This is a genomic window from Citrobacter freundii complex sp. CFNIH4 (assembly GCF_002934505.1).
Classification (GTDB): domain Bacteria; phylum Pseudomonadota; class Gammaproteobacteria; order Enterobacterales; family Enterobacteriaceae; genus Citrobacter; species Citrobacter freundii.
Genome location: NZ_CP026231.1, coordinates 867,165 through 888,786 on the forward strand (window position 1 = coordinate 867,165; position 21,622 = coordinate 888,786).

Genomic DNA, 21,622 nt, shown 5'->3' on the forward strand with positions numbered 1-21,622 from the left:
TGCATATTACCGGCTTTAATTTCATTTATGCCGGAGGATACCGTGTCGTTGAAAATCCAGGATGATTACCTACAACGTTTTTTCTCGATAGCAAAGGTATTTTCCAGTGCGACTGGATTAGCCACCGTCGTGGTTGATGTTACCGGAAAAATTCTCTCAGATTGTCATAATTTTAATTCGTTCTGCACATTAATGCGGGCGGATGAACGCTATTGTGTGAGTTGCCAAAAGTGTGACAAGTATTGTGCTTTTGAAGGATTAAAACACCTTAAACCCAGAATACTCAGCTGTCATGCAGGGCTAAGTCTGTTTTCTATGCCATTAATTCGCGAGGGGCATCTGTACGGTTTTATGCTTTGTGGGCAGGTGCGGGCAAAATATCAGGAATATAAAACTATCATTATTGATAATGAATACTCATGGATGGATGAACCAAAAATAAAAACTGAATGGAGTAAGGTGGCGGTAGTCGATAATAATACGCTGGTGGCATCAGCAAATTTATTGAATTTTATTATTGATAATTTTGAAACAGAACAACAACAATCTGATGAGATTGTTATCCCAGCGACCAGTTACATGCGTCATTATTTTACAGAACCTTCCCGACACGAGAAAAAGCTACTGGCAGCGTTGCGTTATATCGATGAGAATTTGTATGGTGAATTATCCCTGGAATCCGTAGCAGCTCACGTCTGCTTAAGCGCAAACTATTTCAGCCGTTTTTTTAAGAAACGGCAGGGCGTTAACTTTAAAACCTGGGTGAATCAGAAAAAAATGCAAAAAGCGGGGGAGTTATTGCACGATCCCGTTCATTCCATAGACAGCATTGCCCGGAAACTCCAATACGCACAAACCAGCTACTTTTGCCGCGTTTTCCGGGCGGCGCATCAAACGTCGCCCCAGTCTTTTCGTCATGCCAGACTGTCACAGTAAAGGTTTTCTGGCAGCTTGAAGGCTTCAGGGATAAAAGAGAGCCGATCGCTCAGGGTTACCACATCACCAATCACTATCAGTGCAGGGGGAAGGATGTTAGCTTCCTGCGCCTTGCTCAGTAGTGAACCGAGCGTACAGGTCAGTCGGCGCTGATTATCGCGGGTGGCAGACATAATTAGCGCTGCAGGCGTATCTGCTGATTTTCCACCCATCAATAATTCCTCACAGATAAACGCCAGATTGGCGATGCCCATGACGATAACCAGCGTACCATTCAGTTTTGCCAGTTGACGCCAGTCCTGCTGTTGGTTGCCCTCCCGTGTATGGCCGGTCACTACGTGAAATCCCGAGGCGAAATCGCGGTGTGTTACCGGAATCCCGGCATAGGTCAGGCCACCAATGGTTGAGCTGATACCCGGCACCACTTCAAATGGGATGCCCGTCTCGACGAGATCCTCAACTTCTTCAGCCCCGCGTCCAAAAACATACGGATCGCCACCTTTCAGGCGTACAATATTATTGTGAGTTTGGGCATACTGGACAAGCAGCGCATTGATTTCATCCTGGGGTACACAATGGAAGCCTGGGTTTTTGCCGACATTGATAAGCAGGCAATCTGGTAATGCCCATTCCAAAATTTTAGGATTGACCAGCCGATCGTAAATAATGACATCAGCCTGTTTAATGCACATCATTGCTTTGAGGGTGAGCAATGAAATATCACCGGGACCTGCCCCAACGAGCCAGACCTTTCCGAAAGTTTTCACATTGTGTCCTTTATCACGTCTAACAAAAAAAGCAGAAACTACATCAAGGAATGATAAAAAGCAGTCGTTTGCCCGTAAGTTATAACGTGAAATTATCCAAAATTATCGCATTGATAATATTGATTAATCTCGCAAAGTTTTTTCTGCAATAAACAAGATGACTTGAAAAATTATTAAGAACTTATTGGCACTATTTGCTTAAGTTTAACCTTATTTAAATTGTGTTTATTGTTTCCCTTAAGTATTATTGGTTAATATTTACCCGTCATCAGTGTGAGTAAATCATGGATTGGATCAATGACATCAATGGATAAAATAAAATATAACTCTCGATGCTTATCTGGGTGTCTTGAATTATTTTTTATAAATTAAACTATTTTTGTACGCTGCAAATGGAAGAGGTTATGAGAGGAAAAATACCCAAGACGGAGTTGCTGGTAACTTTTGAAGTGGTTGCGCGTCACGAAAGTTATACCCGGGCAGCTGAAGAGCTGGCTTTAACACAAAGTGCTGTTTTCCGCCAGGTAAATGCACTGGAGGATTTTCTCAATACCGCGCTATTTAATCACGCCAAAAAACGCATTTTTTTAAATGCGGCTGGCAAACACTATTTAAGCATCGTTAAAGAAACGTTAAATAAGCTTGAACGAGATACGACGACGATAATGACCTGGCAGCCGACGGTACAGGTTATTGAGCTGGCGGTGAATCCGACGTTCAGCACGCACTGGCTGATCCCAAACCTGCGGGAATTTAACAAACTTAATCCTGATATTATCGTGAACATTCATTCCCTGGCGAATATTGGTGATTTTCTCAATCGAGAGTATGACGCGGCAATCATGCGCGAAGACTTTTATTCGCCATGGTCAGGGGTTGAGTACCTGTTTGAAGAGGAGATTCTGCCGGTATGCAGTCGCTGTTTGCTGGCCGAACCGGAACGAAAACTGGCGGTAAACGAATTACTAAACGAATTCCCGCTATTGCACCAAAGCACGCGTATCAAAGGTTGGCAGGAATGGTTTGCGCTGTCAGATGTCAGCAGTCCGCTGGTGAATAAAGGTCCGAGATTTGATTTGTTATCGATGCTGATCGCGGCGGTCCGCTCTAATCTGGGCGTTGCGCTGCTCCCGCGTTTTGCCATTCAGCACGATCTGGACAGTGGCGATATGGTCATTCCTTGCGATGTTCCGATGCGTACCGGAAATCGATTTATTATGACATGGCGTGAAGAAAAATCGGAATCCGAGCATTTACAGATTTTCCGCAACTGGTTGCTCAGTAAGTCCGTAGTATCGGCTGCCTGAGGGTGGCTTATGCCTTATCAGGCCTACAACGATGGGTAGGCCGGATAAGACGCGTTAGCATCGTTATCCGGCAAAAGAACGGCTACCAGTCGATCCCAATCTGTGCCTGAATACCGCGGTCAAACGCGTGTTTGACCGGGCGTATTTCACTGACCGTATCGGCCAGTTCCAGTAACAGCGTATGGCATCCGCGTCCTGTGACGATAACGCTCTGACCGGCAGGACGATTTTCGATGGCGTTGATAACCTCTTGCGTATCCAGATAGTGGTAAGCCAGCATGTAGGTGAGTTCATCCAGCACCACTAGATCGTAATGCGCATCAGCCAGCATGCGCTTACTTTCCTGCCAGACAACCGTTGCCGCTTCGATATCTGCTTGCCGATTTTGGGTTTCCCAGGTAAATCCGGTACCCATAATATGGAATTCGACGCCGAGCGGTTGCAGTGTGTTGTACTCACCATTATCCCACTGACCTTTAATAAACTGCGCGATGCCAACGGTTTTTCCGTGACCCACTGCGCGCGTTGCCGTGCCAAAGGCTGCGGTGGATTTTCCTTTTCCATTGCCGGTGAAGACAATCAGGATCCCTTTCTTCTCCGTTGCAGCCGCTACGCGGGTATCAACCTGCTCTTTTAGCTTCTGCTGACGCTGACGGTGTCTGTCGTTATTGGCGCGCGCTTCCATGGAAACTCCTTAATGCCCTGCCGGACAAGTTGCGCAGCGATGCTGCTGCTCGAACTGGCTGAAGAAGTTATTACCTTTGTCATCCACTAATACGAAGGCGGGCATATTTTTAACTTCCATCATCCACACCGCTTCCATTCCCAGTTCTGGATATTCAAGACACTGCAGACTCTTCACGTACTGTTGCGCCAGTAGGGCGGCGGCACCGCCAATGCTGCCGAGGCTAAATCCACCGTGTTTGTGACAGGCATCAGTGACCTGTTGGCTGCGGTTACCCTTGGTGAGCATAATGAGGCTGCCGCCTTGTGCCTGGAAAGCATCGACATACCCATCCATGCGCCCGCCGGTGGTGGGTCCCATTGAGCCACAGGCCTGATTTTCCGGGGTTTTGGCTGGACCAGCATAGTAAACGATATGCTTTTTCATGTATTCCGGCATCGGTTCACCGTTATCCAGTCGCGCTTTGATGTTCGCGTGAGCGATATCGCGAGCCACAACAATCGGGCCGCTTAACGACAGACGTGTACCAATGGGCAAGGCGGAGAGATCATGCAGGATCTCGCGCAGCGGACGGTTCAGATCCAGTTGTACGGTCTGGGCGCCGTTTTCTACCCGGTGAGAATCGGGGATAAATTTGCCCGGATTATGCTCGAGTTTTTCCAGCCAGATACCGTGTTTATTAATTTTGGCTTTAATGTTGCGGTCGGCAGAGCAGGAGAGAGCCATCGCGATTGGGCAGGAGCCGCCGTGGCGCGGTAAGCGAATTACGCGAATATCGTGGGCAAAGTATTTACCGCCAAACTGCGCCCCGATGCCAAACTCACGGCTGGCATTGAGCAACTCGGCTTCCAGCGCCGTATCACGGAACGCCTGGCCCAGCTCGTTCCCGCTGGTGGGCAGATTATCGTAATATTTGGTTGAAGCCAGTTTGGCGACTTTCAGCGTCTGGTCGGCGGATAAGCCCCCAACCACAAAAGCGATGTGATACGGCGGGCAAGCGGCTGTACCCAGTGATTTCATTTTTTCGATCAGGAACGCGGTGAGCTTTTCCGGCTGCAGAATGGATTTGGTTTCCTGGAATAACGCCGCCTTATTGGCAGAACCGCCGCCTTTGTTGACGAACAGGAATTTATATTCATTGCCCGGCGTGGCGCTGATGTCGATTTGTGCCGGCAGGTTTGTCTGAGTATTGACCTCGGTATACATGTCCAGCGGGGCATTTTGCGAGTAACGCAGATTGTTTTCGGTGAAGGTGGTATACACGCCTTTGCTTAAGGCTTCGGCGTCATCGCCGCCGGTCCAGACATGTTGCCCTTTGCTGGCCACAATGGTTGCCGTCCCGGTGTCCTGGCAGTTAGGCAGTACACCTTTAGCTGAAACCTCTGCATTGCGCAGCAGCTGCAATGCGACGTACTTATCGTTACCGCTGGCCTGTGGGTCGTGCAAAATGCTGGCAATCTGTTTTAAATGTCCGGCGCGCAGGAAAAATGAAGCCTCATAAAACGCCTGCTGTGCTAACAAGGTTAACGCTTCCGGTGCAACCTTGATAACTTCCTCTCCGTCTAACTCCGTTACCGTAACGTGCTGGTTACTGAGTAATTCATATTCGGTACTATCTTTACTCTGAACAAAGAGTTCCTGCCAGACAAATGGTTTAGACATGTTTACTTCTCACCTCTTCGTATTGTTTGCCGGATAAGCAATGTGCCATCCGGCGTAAAGTTATTTGGCTAAAAAGACGTTGGCTTTTGTCGCTTCGGCGACATATTCGATAGTTTTCTGGGCACGAACGCTGTTTCCGGCTTCATCAAGCGGCGGAGAATAGACCGCAATCGCATATTCGCCTGGGACGACGGCAACCATGCCGCCGCCGACGCCGCTTTTCGCCGGAATGCCAACGGTGTACAGCCATTTACCGCTGCCGTCGTACAGTCCGGCAATTGCCATTTCTGCCAGTACCTGTGGAACATATTTCTCATTCAGCAACTGTTTGCCGTTGAACGGAGATTTGCCTTTGTTCGCCAGTACGGCACCCATTTTGGCCAGTTGCTCAACGGTGATATCCACCGAGCACTGGCGGGTATAAATTTCAACGGCTTCGTCAGTGTTGCCATAGAAGCTGTTATAGGATTCCATCAGTTTGGCCAGCGCCTGATTGTGCTGGTTGGTTTCCATTTCAGATTTGAAAACCGGTTCGTTTACGGTGAGAGTGGCATCGGCCCAGACGTTCAGGTTGCCGAGGATTTTGTTCCAACGATCGCTTTTGTCTTTGGCTTCAATCAGGCTAACGGTGCTCATGGCCCCGGCGTTTACCAGTGGGTTTTCAGGCGCGCCTTTGGTCAGTTCAACGGCCAAACCTGAGTTGAACGGCATGCCGGTGGCATTGGCGCCAAGTTTATCCAGCACTACCTGTGGACCGTGCTGCTCCATGGCGAGCGCCATGGTGAACACTTTACTCAGGGATTCCATTGGGAAAGGTTTGTTAACATCGCCAACCTGGTAGATCTTGCCGTCCACCGTCGCAATGGTGATGGCAAAATTTTTCGGGCTATAGGTCGCCAGAGCAGGGATGTAGTCGGCGACTTTTCCATCGTTATTACTTTTGTACTTCTGATGAGCCTGTTCTATCAGCTTGGCGTAGTCGGGCGTGGTTTGCGCGAATGTGGTTGCGCTAAACAAGACGCTGAAAGAAAAGAGACTCACGCCGATAATTGTTTTATTCATTGTGCGTTCCTGTTGGTGTGCTCATCTTGATGCCGGATGGCGGCGTACCGCCTAATCCGGCCTACGGATAGTTAAACGTTATGTAGGCCGGATAAGCGCAAGCGCCATCCGGCAATAACGTAGTATCAGGACAAAGCGACTTCCGTTTCGGTAACCGGGCGTTCCTGTTCCGGTGACTTCACTGGCGCAGTTCCACGGCAACCCTGGCCGAAGTGTTCGCCTTCCCAACGGCCCACAATGGCAGCGCCCATGGCGTTACTCATGACGTTGGTAGCGGAACGACCCATATCGAGGAACGGATCGACGCCCATCAGCAGGATCAAACCCGCTTCGGGAATGTTGAACTGGTTCAGGGTAGCGGCGATAACGACCATCGAGGCACGCGGTACACCCGCCATCCCTTTAGAAGTCAGCATCAGAATTAACAGCATGGTAATTTGCTCGCCCATGCTCAGTTCGATGTTGCACGCCTGAGCAATAAAGACGGTGGCAAAGGAGCAGTAGGCCATGGAGCCGACCAGGTTAAAGGAGTAACCGATAGGCAGAACGAAGCTGGCGATTTTTGAAGAAACACCGAATTTTTCCAGCTTGTCCAGCGTACCCGGGAAGGCGGCTTCAGAGCTTGAAGTGGTAAAGGCCAGCAGAGCGGGTTCGAGGATTGATTTAGTTAACCGTGCGATGCAAGGCCCGACGATCATAGTAGACAGGCCAATCAGGATCGCCCACAGCATACCCAGCGTCAGGTAGAACTCACCCATGAAGATCCCGGCGCTAACCATCACACCCAGACCACGTTCGGCAATCAGACCTGAAATAGCGGCAAAAACGGTCAGTGGCGCAAACAGCATGACGTAACCCGTCAGCTTCAGCATCACGTGCACCAGTGAATCCAGCACTTTCACAATAGGGTCGGCTTTTTCACCAATCGCAGCGAGGCTACAACCAAGGAAGATGGAGAACACGACGATCTGCAGAATTTCGTTACGCGCCATCGCATCGACAATACTGGTCGGTACCGCGTGTGAGATGAACACTTTCAGCGTGAATGGCTCTGACTTAACGGCGGCAACAGCGCCGACGTCATGTGGCACAAAGTTGATACCTGCGCCTGGCTGGAAGATATTAACGATAACCAGACCCAGCGCGATTGACAGCAATGACGCGCAAATAAACAGGAAGAAGGTTTTCGAAAATATACGTCCGAGCGTTTTGGCATCACCCATTTTGGCAATACCCACAACCAGAGTTGAAATAACCAATGGTGCGATAATCATTTTCACCATACGTAAGAATATAGTGGTAAAAATGGATATATCTGCTGCATAAGATTTTGCTGTTTCAGCCGCGGCCATATTATTTATGGCCACCCCGGCAATCATGCCGAGTATCAGGCCTAATATGATCATCTTCGTTAAACTTATTTTCTTCATGTGTACTCCATCGGATAAAGGTTGGTAATTGGAATTGTGTAGGGTGGCGTGCGCCTGAGCCTGGACAGCAGCTCAGACGCACGCCTGTTGTGACCAACCGCATGAATAATTCGAAGCACTGTGATACAGCTGAATTCTGTGCCCCAATGGTTGTTATTGTGTTTTTTGTTACAAGTCGAACTCAATACTTAATAATGGTGCGTGTTGCTGTGCACCATAAACATCATTGTCACCGACGTTGCCGGAAATAATATCGCGCGGCATGACGATTTTTACGGCATTCGCCGGTTCGAACCATACAATATTGTGAATAAAGTCAGGCTTAACGTTATATAAACCGGCAATAAGCTGCGGTGTTAATTGCTCTGAGCGTTTTACGCGCTGATAATCTTCCCGGGTTTTAAATAAAATATCTAAAACCAGTTCGTACGGTCCGGCGTTTTTCGAGCGAATAACTTGTGCCAGTGAACAAATTGAGTGTTTCATGCCTGAACTCCTTCTGGCGTCACCTGTTCAATGTGGAAATCAAAACGCAGCGCATCGCTCGCTTCAATCAGGTGATAGATCGAGAACTCATACACCGGTCCACTCTGAATATCAGATGGCGAGAACGGGAAGGCGAGGTTGCCCGCAGTCGCAATGCGATTTTCATAGCCGTAGTGCAGCAGGGTAGAGCGCACCAGCGAGCAAACGCTGTTGGCGATGTCCTGCGTCGGCGCAACGACATCCAGTAAAATTCCCAGTTCATGGCCCGCTGTTTTCATCGGCTCATGGTTGCCCATCACACCGTTCTTACCGTACAAGTGGAACGTCATGCGGATACTGTCGTCATTCAGGGAGAGGTTACGTGCAACGCTTGCCTGTACCTCTTCAAGAATCGTGTCAATCCCGGCAATCATAATCGGGTCGCGTGTTCCGGCGATGGTCAGGCAACGGAAGCCAACCTGGCGTGCACCTTCCAGTTTCAACGCATACGGTGTTTCTTCATGGCGTGAACCGCTGACATACACTTCACCCTCGTTAACCTGGGTGAAAGTGCATGCTTTCAGGTTCAGCACACCGCCTGGCCCTGGCAGGAAGTAAGGATCTGACTTCTCGTACAGGGTGTGCGCCGCAGCAGAAGTTTCAGTGAACTTACGCTTGGGATTGAACGCCTTCAGCGTAAAGCCGTTGTCGTCGATAATCCCCATCGCACAATCGGAGCCGGAGCCAGGGGTGGCGGCAATGGCAGCACACTCAAGGATCTTACCGCAATGAAGCGCCAGACCTTCATCAAAGCCCTGCATAATCGGCAGCGCGGCGAAGCAGGCCGGATCGTAGGCACGTCCGCCCAGGACCACCTGTGCACCGGCTTTCAGCGCACGCTGGAAAGGCTCGACGCCCATCTGCGCGACAATGTAGGTGCTCTCTTCAATGGCCTCGTGAGTCAGTTCAGGCACAAAATCGAGCGCGGTGATTTTGCCGTTATCCAGTGCCTGATGAACGATTTCTTTGTCGACATCAGACGGAATTAGCGCCATTGAGAAAGACAGTTTTTCTTCCTGCGCGATCTCATGGATTATTTGGCGACACCACTCCAGATGCGGAGCTGCGCCAGAACCACCGGCTGTGCCGATCACTACCGGGATGTTGTTCTTAACGCCTGCCATAATCATATAGCGCAGATCGCGTTTCACACCGGCCCTGTCGGTAAAGGGTTTACCTGCCCCCAGGTAGTGGGGGCCAGGATCGGAGGAACCTGCGTCAACAGCAATAAGATCCGGTGACTCTTCCATGGCTTTACGAAAACTTTCTTCCGGGAAGCCATAACCCAGGATAGCCGTAGGCGATAAGATCTTAAATGTGCGTGCCATCTCTTAATCCTTAGTTTGCAACAGCGCGATGGTGCGGTTCATTTCGTTAAACACGATGTTGAGACCTTCATCGAAACCCATACCCGGTTTGATCAGCATGCGCATTGGACGCGCGGCCAGCGCGACGTGTACGCAGGTACGAGCACTGATTTCCGTTTCGTTACAGGTACCGCCCTGATAGGCTTCCATTCCGTGTTTGTTGCAATACAGCACTGCATCAACGATGTTGTGAATACCGCCCAGATCCGGGGTTTTAATCTGCACCATGTGGCAGCTGCCCGCGTCGGTGAAGTCCACGATGTCCTGATAGGTGTTACACCATTCATCCGCAACGATTTTCACGCCGGAACCCAGACGAGTCAGCTCCTGAGTGATCTCGGTTAACATGCGGATCTGATCCGGCTTGTTACCGGCATCAACCGGGCCTTCAATGTACAGCGGTAGACCTTGAGCTTCGGCTTCCAGGCTGGCGATGTATTCGGCGCAACGCACTGGATCCATATCGAAGATCAGACCAATGGTGCCGTAGACATCAATATGCAGTGTCGGGTGATAGCTTTCGTTGGTGCGCAGGCTCAGGATGCGGTTAGACAACCAGCGGACGTACTCACGCAGTTTTTCACCTTTAAAGCCCAGCTTCTCTTCAACGTTATTGATCAGGGCATGCGGCAGGACATCCACACCTTTGAGGATCATCTTGTCGACGGCGATATAACGGTCGTCGCCGCTCTGACCAAATAACGGAATGGCTTCCGGAACGCATGGCAGTTGCCATTCATCACAAACCACTTCGGCTTTCAGACGACCGGTAGCCAGTGCCGCCGCGTCGAGCAGTGCCTGAGACAGACCATAACGTACGGCGGTATGCAGCAGATGGCCGTCAATACGCAATTCATCAAAGAAACGGGCGTTGGTCAGGAACGAATCAACGTCACGACCTTCCAGCAACGGCTTGATGTGGTCGTTGAGGAACGGAATGAAGTTTTCAGCCAAGAACAGCGGGTCACGACCGCCTGCACCTGAATATTGCACCGCTGCGCAATCGCCCACAGCTACCGCGCCGTTTTCCAGAATCAGTTGTACGGAAACACATTCACCCGCCTGACGAACAGAGGTAAATCCAGGCGTGACCGGATCGCCGGTGTAGATAAACCCGTCATGACCGGCGCCATTTTTGATGGCCTGCTGATCGTCAAAATAAAATGAGGAGTAGCCAGCGGTGAAAAGGGCCTTTTTGATTTTCATTATGGTCTTCCTATTAATTTACTGTGGGATACGGCGTTGATGTCATCAATGACCATCTGGAAAGAAGGCTTGCGGCCTTCAAAATGTGCGCGCTCTGCGACATAGTCGTGGTGCAGGGCGAGAATATCTTTCGGCAGCGGCACGGCACCGGCTTCAAGAATACGGATTGCGCCTGTGTTATCGCGAACAGGCAGGATCTTACCGGCGTTACAGGCGGCAGGAGCGAAAGGTACATCCAGCACGCCAGCTTCAAAGGCCAGCACCGTACCGCGCGCAATGTCGCCATTGCCCAGTTCGAAGACTTTCTTCAACACCGCGCGGACTTCGCTCTTAATCAGGTCAACTTCCTGCTCCACGGCAGCGCACTGCGGGAATTTCTGATCGCTGACCATGTTGAGCATCTGGCGTGACGCTTTCAGACCCTGGGCGTTAGCTGCCGCAGTTGGGATACCGAACGCTTCGTGCGGGCTTTTGGTGATCACTTTTGTGGCACCCGACATACCAGCAACCGCTGCACCCCAGGCGATAACGGAGAAGGCTTTCGCTTCATCTTCCGGGAATCCGCCCATCCACTGGTGGAAAACGGTGCTCAGTTCGTAATCGTCGAAGCCATGGTTATGGAAGTATTCGTGGGACAGTTCACGCAGCGCCTGAATAGCGGCGATATCCTGCGTCAGGCTACCGACCTGGCCGTAGCCGACGGTAATGGATTTCACGCCTTGTTCCAGCGCCAGCAGACCTTCAATAATCGCCACCGAGTGGGACATAAACGGCGGGATCAGGGTACCGGTCAGCGGGCCAAACGGCTCACGGTTGATGCGAATGCCGTTCTCTTCGTACAGACCCATCAGACGGTCGCAGTACTGCCAGTCGCGAATGGATTTTTCCAGGGTGACGCGTTTGGCGTAAGGGATGTTGTAGGAGATACCGCCGCCTTCGTAGCTGGTGAAGCCACTGGCCATGGCGATTTCTGCCAGCAGGCGCGCATCCGGTGTACCGTGGCGAACCTGGATCGGTTTTTCCAGCGATTCAGTCATCCGGCGGCAGGCAGCAACCCCGTGATTGACAACTGGTAAACCATTCAGCTTGGAAGTACCTGCTTCGATGGATTTCTGGATCCCGACAGCGGCTTCTTCATAGCGGTTCAGACGGGTATAGGCATCGATAGTACTCGGCAGGAGGTCGCACTCTTCCTGCAATGTTTTGAGCAGCGCAATATGCTCATCCATTAATGCTACGCCTGCACGCGGCTGGCTCAGGGTTTTACCTTCCTGATCGGCTTTCAGCAGGGCAAGGGAGAAGCGTTTTTTATCTGGAATTGATTGCTGGTACTTCACGCCATCTTCGAAGTTCTCAACGTCTTTGCCGGTTTCCCAGGTTTGTAATACCTGATGCCTTTCGGTCATGAATTCGTCATGGGTCAATTTTTTATTTCGAAGTTCCATTCGTAGCTGCCTTAAGTTTTATAGGGTTAAACACTGAATGCTGGTGCGAGCAGCGGCTTGCGGGTACAGCCTGGCGACGTTTGCCAGAAGCGGGAGCAGGCCATTTGAATCGCGGTAATACTCAAACTGATTCGGTAACAGAATTCTTTTCCCCTGGTCGTCCAGCTCCCGGTATTTGAGCCAGTTATGGATATCAAACTGGCTGGCGCGAGAGAGCCATCCCCCTGAACCGACGACTTTGCGTACGGTGGTGAGATCGCGACCCATCTGTAAATCCACGTTACCCACGCAGGTGCAAACCTGCTTTTTAGTGCCCGCGTGGCGCTCAGCGGCATAGCCCACGCATAAACCTGCCAGCAGGGTGTCGTAATATTTCTCTTCCTCACTGAGTGGCAGGTAATCCGGTTGCCCTACCAGATGGCGCAGGTAGCGGTAAAACGCTTCCTCGCGCTGTGGTTGTTGGGCGAAGATGACTTTCACCATATCCTGCGTGCTTTCTCCCACCACGACGGCGGAAACGCGCATGCCCAGGTCGCCTTCTACGGTACGTTTGACGAACGGTTCAGGAACACCATGCAGGACGGTATCGGGGGAGAGGGTATTCGCGCTGGCCGAATAGACATCCGTGGTGGCTCCGCCCATATCAATCAGCATGAATTCCTTCCATGCGCTGTCGTAATCGCTAATGGCTTTGACTAACTCATAGACCGTCCATGGCGTCGGCATTGGCTCTTCGCCTGTTTCGCCAACAATGACGTCCAGACCTTTGCCTTTGACAATGCGTGACAAGAACACATCACAAATCGCCTGACGTGCGGCAAACGGATTCGGGTGATCGAGGTCAGGCAGAATGTTGTCTACCGTGGTCAAATCCTTATGTCCCAGAATCGTTTGTATTTCGTCCTGAATGTCCCGGTTTCCGGCGTAGATAATGGCGCAATCAAGCTTTGAGCCTGCCAGCGCATGCGCATTCGCCAGGCCGTAACTTTCTTCGCCACCGTCTGTACCGCCGGTAAACAGCAGAATATCTGGAGGGGATGACTCCAGCTCCTGGATGTCATGACGGTTCAGCTTGTACGAATAATATTGCGCGATTTTCGCTCCTGCCGAATGGGCGGTAACTTTTGCCGATTCCAACGTAATGGAAGGCACCAGCCCCATTGCTGCAACGGCAAGCCCACCTTTCGCTGAGGAGGAGTATTTCAACTGCACTTCACCACTTTTCAGTAACGGGCGAGCATCGGCAACATTCAGCACCTGATTCAGGCTGGCAAAAAAACCGTCTGCCAGATGATGTGTGGTGGTTGGGGTCAGGACATGGTTTACCAGGGTTAATTCCTCGCCTTCATGGGCGAAGAGGGCTGCCTTGGTCCATGTCGAGCCGATATCGACAGAAACTGTTTGCATCAGATAGCCTCTTCCAGGCAACGCTGTTCGAGGCCATTGTGTTGGTGAATATCATTAGTGATAAGCGCGCAAACATCTTCCAGATCGTGACTGGGGGCGAAGACCCGGTTAAAGCCCATCTCTTTAAACTTCACTTCCACATCGGCGAAGTCATGTTTACCGACGACCAGGTTGCCGCCGACGTACAGCAGAATGTCGCCAAGGCCGCGTTCGATGCAGCGCTCACGTAATCCGAGGCAATCAATGTCGCCATGACCGTAGATAGAGGACACCACGATGGCATCGGCGCCTGTTTCAATCGCAGCATCAATATATTCATCCTGGCTCACCATCACCCCGAGGTTGATTACGTGAAAATCATGAGCGGTAAAAACGCGATCCAGAACTTTATTACCTACTGCATGGCAGTCAGCACCGATGACGCCAATAACAAGTGTAGATTTCTTCATGGGTAATCCTCTGTAGGGCTGATGGTCAATAAGTGAAATTATTTTCTAATATTTAGAACATGGATTGTGACAACCTCTTAATAGGGTTGGAGTTTCTGTGGAAGCGAAAAAGGAAGCAATTGATCTATTTTCAAAATATCCTGAGAAAAATGATTGTTATATTTGGTTGTTATAAAATTTCTTTATAATCAGTAGGATGTATCATATTTTCTTGGCCGGTTTTAATTTATTAGAAAAATGGGTAATAAATTACTTGCCATGTTTGTGATCGAAATCTTATTTTGTTATGCGCGCCATTTATGTCGTGTTTTTAATAATTTCAAAAATCACAATTACTAATTAACTTGTGAACGACGTAACGGTTTTTTATTTTTTAATCTTATATGTCACAATTCATTTTTGTTAATTTTAGGATAAAAATGATAATGAAATGTTTGTGGCATATTTAATCTTTGCCACATAAGTGCAGAGTGGGCGTTAAAGATAACTTTCAGTGATGATTTAAGCGAAACGCCAGCGTTCTCTCGCAGAACACCAAACGCAATGCATCGGTCAATGTGGAACGTTTTCTCTTCCAGCTGAGATAGTTACATCTCGGTGTTAATTATAAGTAAAATTTAAATGAATAATTTGTATGAAATAACAAGTCCATGACTTGCTAAACAAAAAACTGTGAGCTACCTAGCATTAGTGATTCTTTATCTGCTATCAATTTTGTCAGCCGGGCTGGTTAAAAGATCGTGTACATTTAAATAAATATCCTATCATTTGTAGTAACGGCAATTACTCATTGAAAAACATGTTGTTAACATCGCATTCACTAGTCATGCGAGTGTTAAACACTATTAACATTAAATTTGAAAATTGATTTAAATCAATGTTTAAAACTTGGAAAACAGCATCAAAAGAGGTTAAATTGCTGCAGATCAAATTGGTCTGAAAGTGGTAAATTAGCTATAAATTGATCACTATCGAAAAATGCAAATTTGTCTCGATAAAAACCTGTTTATTGTAAGGATTTTACGGCGTAATATAATTGCGGGATCAATTTGAGTGTTTTATTAACATGTTTGTAACCTTTCTCCATTGTCCTTTCTTCACAAGAGAAGAAAGAGTAGCGGCGTAAGGAAGCAGATAAATTTGTATTGGGGCATGCGTGTGACCCTTTCTAACGGGGTTCACTCTCGGAGTCTTCATGCGATGAGCAAGGAGTCATGATGTTAGATATAGTCGAACTGTCGCGCTTACAGTTTGCCTTGACCGCGATGTACCACTTCCTGTTTGTGCCACTGACGCTCGGTATGGCGTTCTTGCTGGCCATTATGGAAACGGTCTACGTCCTTTCCGGCAAACAGATTTATAAAGATATGACCAAGTTCTGGGGCAAGTTGTTTGGTATCAACTTCGCTCTGGGTGTGGCTACCGGTCTGACCATGGAGTTCCAGTTCGGGACTAACTGGTCTTACTACTCCCACTATGTAGGGGATATTTTCGGTGCGCCGCTGGCGATCGAAGGTTTGATGGCCTTCTTCCTCGAATCCACCTTTGTAGGTCTGTTCTTCTTCGGCTGGGACCGTTTGGGTAAAGTCCAGCATATGTGTGTCACCTGGCTGGTGGCCCTGGGTTCTAACCTGTCCGCGCTGTGGATTCTGGTTGCGAACGGCTGGATGCAGAACCCAATCGCAGCGGATTTCAACTTCGAAACCATGCGTATGGAGATGCTGAGCTTCTCTGAACTGGTGCTCAACCCGGTAGCACAGGTGAAATTTGTTCACACTGTGGCATCTGGTTATGTATGCGGCGCGATGTTCGTTCTGGGTATCAGCTCCTACTATATGCTGCGCGGTCGTGACTTCGCGTTTGCTAAACGTTCTTTTGCCATCGCTGCCAGCTTTGGTATGGCTGCCATTCTGTCTGTTATCGTTCTGGGTGATGAATCCGGTTACGAAATGGGCGACGTGCAGAAAACCAAACTCGCAGCGATTGAAGCAGAATGGGAAACTCAGCCTGCACCGGCTTCCTTTACGCTGTTCGGTATTCCGGACCAGGATGCGCAGGAAAACCATTTTGCGATTCAAATTCCTTATGCGCTGGGCATCATCGCCACCCGCTCTGTTGATACACCGGTCATTGGTCTGAAAGACCTGATGGTGCAGCACGAAGAGCGTATCCGTAACGGGATGAAAGCGTATCAGTTGCTGGAAGAACTGCGTGCTGGTACTACCGACCAGGCCGTTCGCGACCAGTTCAACAGCATGAAGAAAGACCTGGGTTATGGTCTGCTGCTGAAACGCTATACGGATAACGTCACCGACGCGACCGAAGCGCAAATTCAGCAGGCAACGAAAGATTCTATCCCTCGCGTTGCGCCGCTGTACTTCGCTTTCCGTATCATGGTGGCGTGCGGCATCCTGATGCTGGCAATTATCGCGGTGTCCTTCTGGACTGTGCTTCGTAACCGTATCGGTGAGAAAAAATGGCTGCTGCGCACTGCGCTGTACGCGATTCCTCTGCCGTGGATTGCTATTGAATCCGGTTGGTTTGTCGCAGAGTACGGTCGTCAACCGTGGGCGATTGGTGAAGTGTTACCAACAGCCGTAGCGAACTCTTCGCTGACTGCTGGCGACCTCATCTTCTCGATGCTGTTGATTTGCGGCCTGTATACCCTGTTCCTGGTGGCTGAACTGTATCTGATGTTCAAGTTCGCACGCCTTGGGCCGAGTAGCCTGAAAACCGGTCGTTATCACTACGAGCAGTCCACTGTGACTTCTCAGCCGGCACGCTAAGACAGGAGTCGTCAAATGATCGATTATGAAGTATTGCGTTTTATCTGGTGGCTGCTGGTTGGCATTCTGCTGATTGGTTTCGCGGTCACTGATGGCTTCGACATGGGGGTGGGCATGCTCACCCGTTTCCTCGGTCGTAATGATACCGAGCGTCGAATTATGATTAACTCCATCGCCCCGCACTGGGACGGTAACCAGGTTTGGCTTATCACCGCGGGTGGCGCACTGTTCGCTGCCTGGCCGATGGTGTATGCCGCTGCGTTCTCCGGTTTCTATGTGGCGATGATCCTGGTACTGGCGTCTTTGTTCTTCCGTCCGGTCGGTTTTGATTACCGCTCCAAGATTGAAGACATGCGCTGGCGCAACATGTGGGACTGGGGCATCTTCATTGGTAGCTTCGTGCCACCGCTGGTGATTGGCGTGGCGTTCGGCAACCTGCTGCAAGGGGTTCCGTTCCACGTAGATGACTACATGCGTTTGTACTACACCGGTAACTTCTTCCAGTTGCTGAATCCGTTTGGTCTGCTGGCAGGTGTCGTGAGCGTTGGGATGATCATCACCCAGGGTGCGACCTATCTGCAGATGCGTACGGTAGGTGAACTGCATCTGCGTGCTCGTGCAACTTCACAGGTTGCGGCGCTGGTGACTCTGGTCTGCTTCGCGCTGGCCGGTGTATGGGTGATTTACGGTATTGACGGTTATGTTGTGACCTCAGCTCTGGATCATCATGCCGCCTCCAACCCGCTGACCAAAGAAGTGGCTCGCGTGGCTGGCGCATGGATGGTGAACTTTAACAATGCACCTATCCTGTGGCTGGTTCCTGCACTGGGCGTGGTTCTGCCGCTGTTGACCATTCTGACTTCTCGTATGGAGAAAGGGGCCTGGGCATTCGTCTTCTCTTCACTGACGTTAGCCTGCATCATCTTGACTGCCGGTATCGCAATGTTCCCGTTTGTGATGCCATCCAGCACCATGATGAACGCAAGTTTGACCATGTGGGATGCAACGTCCAGCCAGCTGACGCTGAATCTGATGACGTATGTAGCTTGTGTGTTTGTACCGATCATTCTGCTGTACACCGGCTGGTGTTACTGGAAGATGTTTGGTCGCATCACTAAAGAAGATATTGAAAGCAACACCCACTCTCTGTACTAAGTAAGGAGCTTAAAATGTGGTATTTCGCATGGATTTTGGGAACGCTTCTTGCCTGTGCATTTGGGATAATCACAGCGCTGGCGCTTGAGCACGTTGAATCAGGCAAAGCCGGACAAGAAGATAGCTAATGACCAATATTATCGCGATGTTATACAACGCGATGGACAAGCGCCCCTTGCGGGCGCTTTCATTTGTGCTGGCAATCGTATTGGCCGGTTGCATATTCTGGGATCCGTCACGTTTCGCGGCTAAAACCAGTGAGCTTGAAATCTGGCATGGTTTTCTGCTGATGTGGGCGGTCTGCGCAGGCATCATTCACGGCGTTGGCTTTCGTCCTCGTGCCGTACACTGGCAGGGTATCTTCTGCCCGCTGATCGCGGATATCGTCCTCGTTGTTGGTCTGTTTTTCTTCTTCTTTTGAATAAGAAACATCCTTAAATATTTATGGGCTTGCATAAGCCCATAATTTTTTACTCTCCGTTTACTTTCCCCCATTCCAAAGCACCATTCCCGCGCGTATAGTAGCGAAGTTTGAAAGCACTAACCTTTTGTTGCATTACCGGGATGTAAAGTGAATACAACGCTGTTTCGATGGCCGGTTCGTGTCTACTATGAAGATACCGATGCCGGTGGGGTGGTTTACCACGCCAGCTACGTCGCTTTTTATGAAAGAGCGCGCACAGAGATGCTGCGTCATCATCACTTCAGTCAGCAGGTCCTGTTGGCTGAACGTGTAGCCTTTGTGGTGCGCAAGATGACCCTCGAGTATTTTGCGCCTGCCCGGCTCGACGATATGCTCGAAGTTCAAACCGAAATTACGTCAATGCGTGGCACCTCTTTGGTTTTCACGCAACGCATTGTCAACGCAGAGAACACCGTGCTGAATGAAGCCGAAGTTCTGATTGTTTGCGTTGATCCACTCAAAATGAAGCCTCGTGCGCTTCCCAAGTCTATTGTCGCGGAGTTTAAGCAGTGACTGACATGAATATCCTTGATTTGTTCCTGAAGGCAAGCCTTCTGGTTAAACTTATCATGTTGATTTTGATTGGTTTCTCAATCGCATCCTGGGCCATTATTATCCAGCGGACCCGTATTCTTAATGCTGCTTCACGTGAAGCCGAAGCATTTGAAGACAAGTTCTGGTCCGGCATTGAATTGTCGCGCCTGTACCAGGAAAGCCAGGGGCGTCGTGATAATTTGGCTGGCTCAGAACAAATTTTCTACAGCGGGTTCAAAGAGTTTGCTCGTTTGCATCGGGCAAATAGCCACGCGCCGGAAGCGGTCGTTGAGGGGGCTTCCCGTGCGATGCGTATCTCGATGAACCGTGAGCTGGAAACGCTGGAAACGCATATTCCATTCCTCGGAACCGTTGGCTCCATCAGCCCGTATATCGGTCTGTTCGGTACCGTTTGGGGGATCATGCACGCATTTATCGCGCTGGGCGCGGTAAAACAGGCGACGCTGCAAATGGTTGCACCGGGTATCGCGGAAGCGTTGATTGCAACGGCTATCGGTCTGTTTGCGGCAATCCCGGCGGTTATGGCCTACAACCGTCTGAACCAGCGCGTGAACAAACTGGAACTGAATTACGACAACTTTATGGAAGAGTTCACCGCGATTCTGCACCGCCAGGCGTTTACCGTTAGCGAGAGCAACAAGGGGTAAGCCATGGCCAGAACGCGTGGACGAGGTCGTCGCGAACTCAAGTCCGAAATCAATATTGTACCGCTGCTCGACGTACTGCTGGTGCTGTTGCTGATCTTTATGGCTACCGCACCGATCATTACGCAGAGTGTGGAAGTCGACCTGCCGGATGCGACCGAATCGCAAGCCGTCAGCAGTAACGACGAACCCCCGGTCATTATTGAAGTTTCCGGTATTGGGCAATACAGCGTGGTGGTTGAGAAAGATCGTATGGATCAACTGCCGCCGGAGCAGGTTATCGCGGAAGCGAAAAGTCGCCTGCAGACCAATCCGAAAACGGTCTTTTTAATCGGTGGTGCGAAAGACGTGCCTTATGATGAAATAATTAAAGCGCTGAACTTGTTACACAGTGCAGGCGTAAAATCGGTTGGCTTGATGACGCAGCCAATCTGATGACGGCGTTTTGCTGGCTTGAAAGATAGCACGTAACAGGCGAACAGTTTTTTGGGAACCGAGAGTGTCAAAGGCAACCGAACAAAACGACAAGCTCAAAAGGGCGATAATTATTTCAGCGGTGCTGCATGTCATTTTATTTGCAGCGCTGATCTGGAGTTCGTTCGATGAGCACATTGATGCTTCAGCCGGCGGCGGTGGCGGTTCGTCCATCGACGCCGTTATGGTCGATCCTGGCGCCGTTGTGCAACAGTACGACAGGCAGCAGCAACAGCAGGCAAGCGCGAAACGTGCTGAAGAGCAGCGTGAAAAGCAGGCGCAGCAGCAAGCTGAAGAACTTCGCGAGAAACAGGCAGCTGAGCAAGAGCGACTGAAGCAGCTGGAAAAAGAACGCTTAGCCGCGCAGGAAAAAGTGCGCGAACAGGCGCAACAGCAGAAGCAAGCTGAAGCCGCCGCCGCGAAAGCGCAAGAGCAACAGAAACAGGCTGAAGAAGCTGCGGCGAAGGCTGCTGCAGACGCGAAGGCTAAAGCTGATGCACAGGCGAAACAAGCGGCAGATGCCGCGAAGAAAGCCGCTGCTGACGCACAGAAAAAAGCTGAGGCGGAAGCTGCTAAAGCCGCTGCTGATGCGAAGAAAGTTGCCGAAGCACAAGCTGCTAAGGCTGCCGCGGACGCTGCGAAGAAAGCACAGGCTGAAGCCGCTAAGCAAGCAGCAGCCGAGAAAGCTGCCGCTGAGAAAGCAGAAAAAGCCGCCGCCGCGAAAGCGGCCGCTGCTGAAAAAGCGGCGGCTGATAAGAAAGCCGCAGCGGAAAAAGCAGCAGCAGACAAAAAAGCTGCAGCCGAGAAAGCCGCTGCCGATAAGAAAGCTGCGGCAGATAAAGCAGCAGCTGCTAAAAAGGCTGCGGCCGAAAAAGCCGCTGCAGCCTCTGGCGTTGACGACTTGTTGGGTGACCTGAGCTCCGGTAAGAATGCACCGAAATCGGGTGGTGGAGCGAAAGGAAACGGCCAACCGGCGAAAGATAGTGGTACAAGTGGTGCCAATGGCGGTGCATCTGGTGCTGATATCAGTGCTTACGCATCTCAAATTCGTAATGCGATCCAGAGCCGTCTGTATGGTGCAGATTTGTATGCAGGTAAATCTTGCGTATTACATATCAAGTTAGCACCCGATGGTCTGTTACTGGATGTGACCGAAGAGGGTGGGGATCCAGCATTGTGTCAGGCTGCGCTGACGGCTGCGAAAACCGCCAGAATTCCCAAACCGCCTAGCCAGGCAGTTTATGAAAAAGTAAAAGATGCCAAACTGGACTTCAAACTGTAATAACGACCCCTGAGA

At 50.3% G+C, this 21,622-nt stretch carries 21 protein-coding genes; 10 read left to right on the forward strand and 11 right to left on the reverse strand.

What is annotated here, in order from left to right; translation table 11 throughout:
• The first annotated feature begins 42 nt into the window (after window positions 1-42).
• Window positions 43-936: a PocR ligand-binding domain-containing protein gene (locus C2U41_RS04410; RefSeq protein WP_103848317.1), complete on the forward strand. Its 894-nt coding sequence runs from the start codon at window positions 43-45 to the stop codon at window positions 934-936.
• Here the strand turns inward: C2U41_RS04410 and cobA are convergent.
• Window positions 915-1,703 carry a uroporphyrinogen-III C-methyltransferase gene (cobA, locus tag C2U41_RS04415; protein WP_003835432.1) on the reverse strand — a complete coding sequence of 263 codons (789 nt, stop codon included), beginning with the start codon at window positions 1,701-1,703 and terminating at the stop codon, window positions 915-917. The genes C2U41_RS04410 and cobA overlap by 22 nt on opposite strands.
• A 404-nt stretch (window positions 1,704-2,107) precedes the next feature.
• Here cobA and C2U41_RS04420 point away from each other — a divergent pair, with 404 nt between their 5' ends.
• Window positions 2,108-3,010 (forward strand): LysR substrate-binding domain-containing protein, encoded by a 903-nt coding sequence (locus C2U41_RS04420; protein WP_003022936.1) that lies wholly within the window; start codon window positions 2,108-2,110, stop codon window positions 3,008-3,010.
• Window positions 3,011-3,092: 82 nt separating this feature from the next.
• On the opposite strand, the gene cobO is transcribed toward C2U41_RS04420, so the two are convergent.
• From cobO to glmS, 10 genes are all read right to left on the reverse strand, one after another.
• Entirely contained in the window at window positions 3,093-3,695 is a 603-nt protein-coding gene (gene cobO, locus C2U41_RS04425) for a cob(I)yrinic acid a,c-diamide adenosyltransferase (RefSeq protein WP_003847316.1), read from the reverse strand.
• Window positions 3,696-3,704: 9 nt separating this feature from the next.
• Entirely contained in the window at window positions 3,705-5,357 is a 1,653-nt protein-coding gene (locus tag C2U41_RS04430) for a class I fumarate hydratase (RefSeq protein ID WP_003835428.1), read from the reverse strand.
• 60 nt (window positions 5,358-5,417) lie between these two features.
• Window positions 5,418-6,419, reverse strand: coding sequence for a glutaminase A (gene glsA, locus C2U41_RS04435; RefSeq protein ID WP_103848318.1), 1,002 nt, complete (start codon window positions 6,417-6,419; stop codon window positions 5,418-5,420).
• Window positions 6,420-6,544: 125 nt separating this feature from the next.
• A complete protein-coding gene (locus C2U41_RS04440; RefSeq protein WP_003022946.1) occupies window positions 6,545-7,849 on the reverse strand; it encodes a dicarboxylate/amino acid:cation symporter in 1,305 nt (434 codons plus the stop codon).
• A 168-nt stretch (window positions 7,850-8,017) separates the two neighbouring features.
• The gene (locus C2U41_RS04445) at window positions 8,018-8,335 is read right to left on the reverse strand and encodes a DUF4387 domain-containing protein (protein ID WP_103848319.1); all 318 of its coding nucleotides are present in this window, start codon (window positions 8,333-8,335) and stop codon (window positions 8,018-8,020) included.
• Window positions 8,332-9,702, reverse strand: coding sequence for an acyclic terpene utilization AtuA family protein (locus tag C2U41_RS04450; RefSeq protein WP_003835421.1), 1,371 nt, complete (start codon window positions 9,700-9,702; stop codon window positions 8,332-8,334). Before C2U41_RS04450 ends, C2U41_RS04445 begins: the two co-directional genes overlap by 4 nt.
• Before the next feature lie 3 nt (window positions 9,703-9,705).
• Complete coding sequence (locus C2U41_RS04455; protein ID WP_003022953.1) at window positions 9,706-10,947, reverse strand: methylaspartate ammonia-lyase; 1,242 nt, start codon at window positions 10,945-10,947, stop codon at window positions 9,706-9,708.
• Window positions 10,947-12,392 (reverse strand): methylaspartate mutase subunit E, encoded by a 1,446-nt coding sequence (locus C2U41_RS04460; RefSeq protein ID WP_003022957.1) that lies wholly within the window; start codon window positions 12,390-12,392, stop codon window positions 10,947-10,949. The genes C2U41_RS04455 and C2U41_RS04460 overlap by 1 nt, the downstream gene beginning before the upstream one ends.
• A gap of 18 nt (window positions 12,393-12,410) precedes the next feature.
• Entirely contained in the window at window positions 12,411-13,799 is a 1,389-nt protein-coding gene (glmL, locus tag C2U41_RS04465) for a methylaspartate mutase accessory protein GlmL (protein WP_044701049.1), read from the reverse strand.
• Entirely contained in the window at window positions 13,799-14,248 is a 450-nt protein-coding gene (gene glmS / locus C2U41_RS04470) for a methylaspartate mutase subunit S (RefSeq protein WP_003022963.1), read from the reverse strand. Before glmS ends, glmL begins: the two co-directional genes overlap by 1 nt.
• A 1,217-nt stretch (window positions 14,249-15,465) precedes the next feature.
• Between glmS and cydA the strand changes: the two genes are divergently transcribed.
• The 8 genes from cydA to tolA all read left to right on the forward strand — a co-directional run bounded on the left by cydA (window position 15,466) and on the right by tolA (window position 21,607).
• On the forward strand, window positions 15,466-17,034 hold the full coding sequence (cydA, locus tag C2U41_RS04475; RefSeq protein WP_003022965.1) for a cytochrome ubiquinol oxidase subunit I: 1,569 nt from the start codon (window positions 15,466-15,468) through the stop codon (window positions 17,032-17,034).
• 15 nt (window positions 17,035-17,049) lie between these two features.
• The gene (cydB, locus tag C2U41_RS04480) at window positions 17,050-18,189 is read left to right on the forward strand and encodes a cytochrome d ubiquinol oxidase subunit II (protein ID WP_003022968.1); all 1,140 of its coding nucleotides are present in this window, start codon (window positions 17,050-17,052) and stop codon (window positions 18,187-18,189) included.
• Between the two features lie 14 nt (window positions 18,190-18,203).
• Window positions 18,204-18,317 carry a cytochrome bd-I oxidase subunit CydX gene (gene cydX, locus C2U41_RS04485; RefSeq protein ID WP_003022970.1) on the forward strand — a complete coding sequence of 38 codons (114 nt, stop codon included), beginning with the start codon at window positions 18,204-18,206 and terminating at the stop codon, window positions 18,315-18,317.
• Window positions 18,317-18,610 carry a cyd operon protein YbgE gene (ybgE, locus tag C2U41_RS04490; protein ID WP_003022971.1) on the forward strand — a complete coding sequence of 98 codons (294 nt, stop codon included), beginning with the start codon at window positions 18,317-18,319 and terminating at the stop codon, window positions 18,608-18,610. Before cydX ends, ybgE begins: the two co-directional genes overlap by 1 nt.
• A 150-nt stretch (window positions 18,611-18,760) precedes the next feature.
• Entirely contained in the window at window positions 18,761-19,165 is a 405-nt protein-coding gene (gene ybgC, locus C2U41_RS04495; protein WP_003835413.1) for a tol-pal system-associated acyl-CoA thioesterase, read from the forward strand.
• Complete coding sequence (gene tolQ / locus C2U41_RS04500; protein WP_003022976.1) at window positions 19,162-19,854, forward strand: Tol-Pal system protein TolQ; 693 nt, start codon at window positions 19,162-19,164, stop codon at window positions 19,852-19,854. Before ybgC ends, tolQ begins: the two co-directional genes overlap by 4 nt.
• 3 nt (window positions 19,855-19,857) lie before the next feature.
• Window positions 19,858-20,286 carry a colicin uptake protein TolR gene (tolR, locus tag C2U41_RS04505; RefSeq protein ID WP_003022978.1) on the forward strand — a complete coding sequence of 143 codons (429 nt, stop codon included), beginning with the start codon at window positions 19,858-19,860 and terminating at the stop codon, window positions 20,284-20,286.
• Between the two features lie 64 nt (window positions 20,287-20,350).
• Window positions 20,351-21,607, forward strand: coding sequence for a cell envelope integrity protein TolA (gene tolA, locus C2U41_RS04510; RefSeq protein ID WP_016149807.1), 1,257 nt, complete (start codon window positions 20,351-20,353; stop codon window positions 21,605-21,607).
• The last annotated feature ends 15 nt before the right edge of the window (window positions 21,608-21,622 follow it).

Excerpts from the sequence above, each read along its gene's own strand:
- C2U41_RS04420 (WP_003022936.1), top strand. The coding sequence starts at position 2,108 with ATGAGAGGAAAAATACCCAAGACGGAGTTGCTGGTAACTTTTGAAGTG.
- cobO (WP_003847316.1), bottom strand. The coding sequence starts at position 3,695 with ATGGAAGCGCGCGCCAATAACGACAGACACCGTCAGCGTCAGCAGAAG.
- C2U41_RS04430 (WP_003835428.1), bottom strand. The coding sequence starts at position 5,357 with ATGTCTAAACCATTTGTCTGGCAGGAACTCTTTGTTCAGAGTAAAGAT.
- glsA (WP_103848318.1), bottom strand. The coding sequence starts at position 6,419 with ATGAATAAAACAATTATCGGCGTGAGTCTCTTTTCTTTCAGCGTCTTG.
- C2U41_RS04440 (WP_003022946.1), bottom strand. The coding sequence starts at position 7,849 with ATGAAGAAAATAAGTTTAACGAAGATGATCATATTAGGCCTGATACTC.
- C2U41_RS04445 (WP_103848319.1), bottom strand. The coding sequence starts at position 8,335 with ATGAAACACTCAATTTGTTCACTGGCACAAGTTATTCGCTCGAAAAAC.
- C2U41_RS04450 (WP_003835421.1), bottom strand. The coding sequence starts at position 9,702 with ATGGCACGCACATTTAAGATCTTATCGCCTACGGCTATCCTGGGTTAT.
- C2U41_RS04455 (WP_003022953.1), bottom strand. The coding sequence starts at position 10,947 with ATGAAAATCAAAAAGGCCCTTTTCACCGCTGGCTACTCCTCATTTTAT.
- C2U41_RS04460 (WP_003022957.1), bottom strand. The coding sequence starts at position 12,392 with ATGGAACTTCGAAATAAAAAATTGACCCATGACGAATTCATGACCGAA.
- glmL (WP_044701049.1), bottom strand. The coding sequence starts at position 13,799 with ATGCAAACAGTTTCTGTCGATATCGGCTCGACATGGACCAAGGCAGCC.
- glmS (WP_003022963.1), bottom strand. The coding sequence starts at position 14,248 with ATGAAGAAATCTACACTTGTTATTGGCGTCATCGGTGCTGACTGCCAT.
- cydA (WP_003022965.1), top strand. The coding sequence starts at position 15,466 with ATGTTAGATATAGTCGAACTGTCGCGCTTACAGTTTGCCTTGACCGCG.
- cydB (WP_003022968.1), top strand. The coding sequence starts at position 17,050 with ATGATCGATTATGAAGTATTGCGTTTTATCTGGTGGCTGCTGGTTGGC.
- cydX (WP_003022970.1), top strand. The coding sequence starts at position 18,204 with ATGTGGTATTTCGCATGGATTTTGGGAACGCTTCTTGCCTGTGCATTT.
- ybgE (WP_003022971.1), top strand. The coding sequence starts at position 18,317 with ATGACCAATATTATCGCGATGTTATACAACGCGATGGACAAGCGCCCC.
- tolR (WP_003022978.1), top strand. The coding sequence starts at position 19,858 with ATGGCCAGAACGCGTGGACGAGGTCGTCGCGAACTCAAGTCCGAAATC.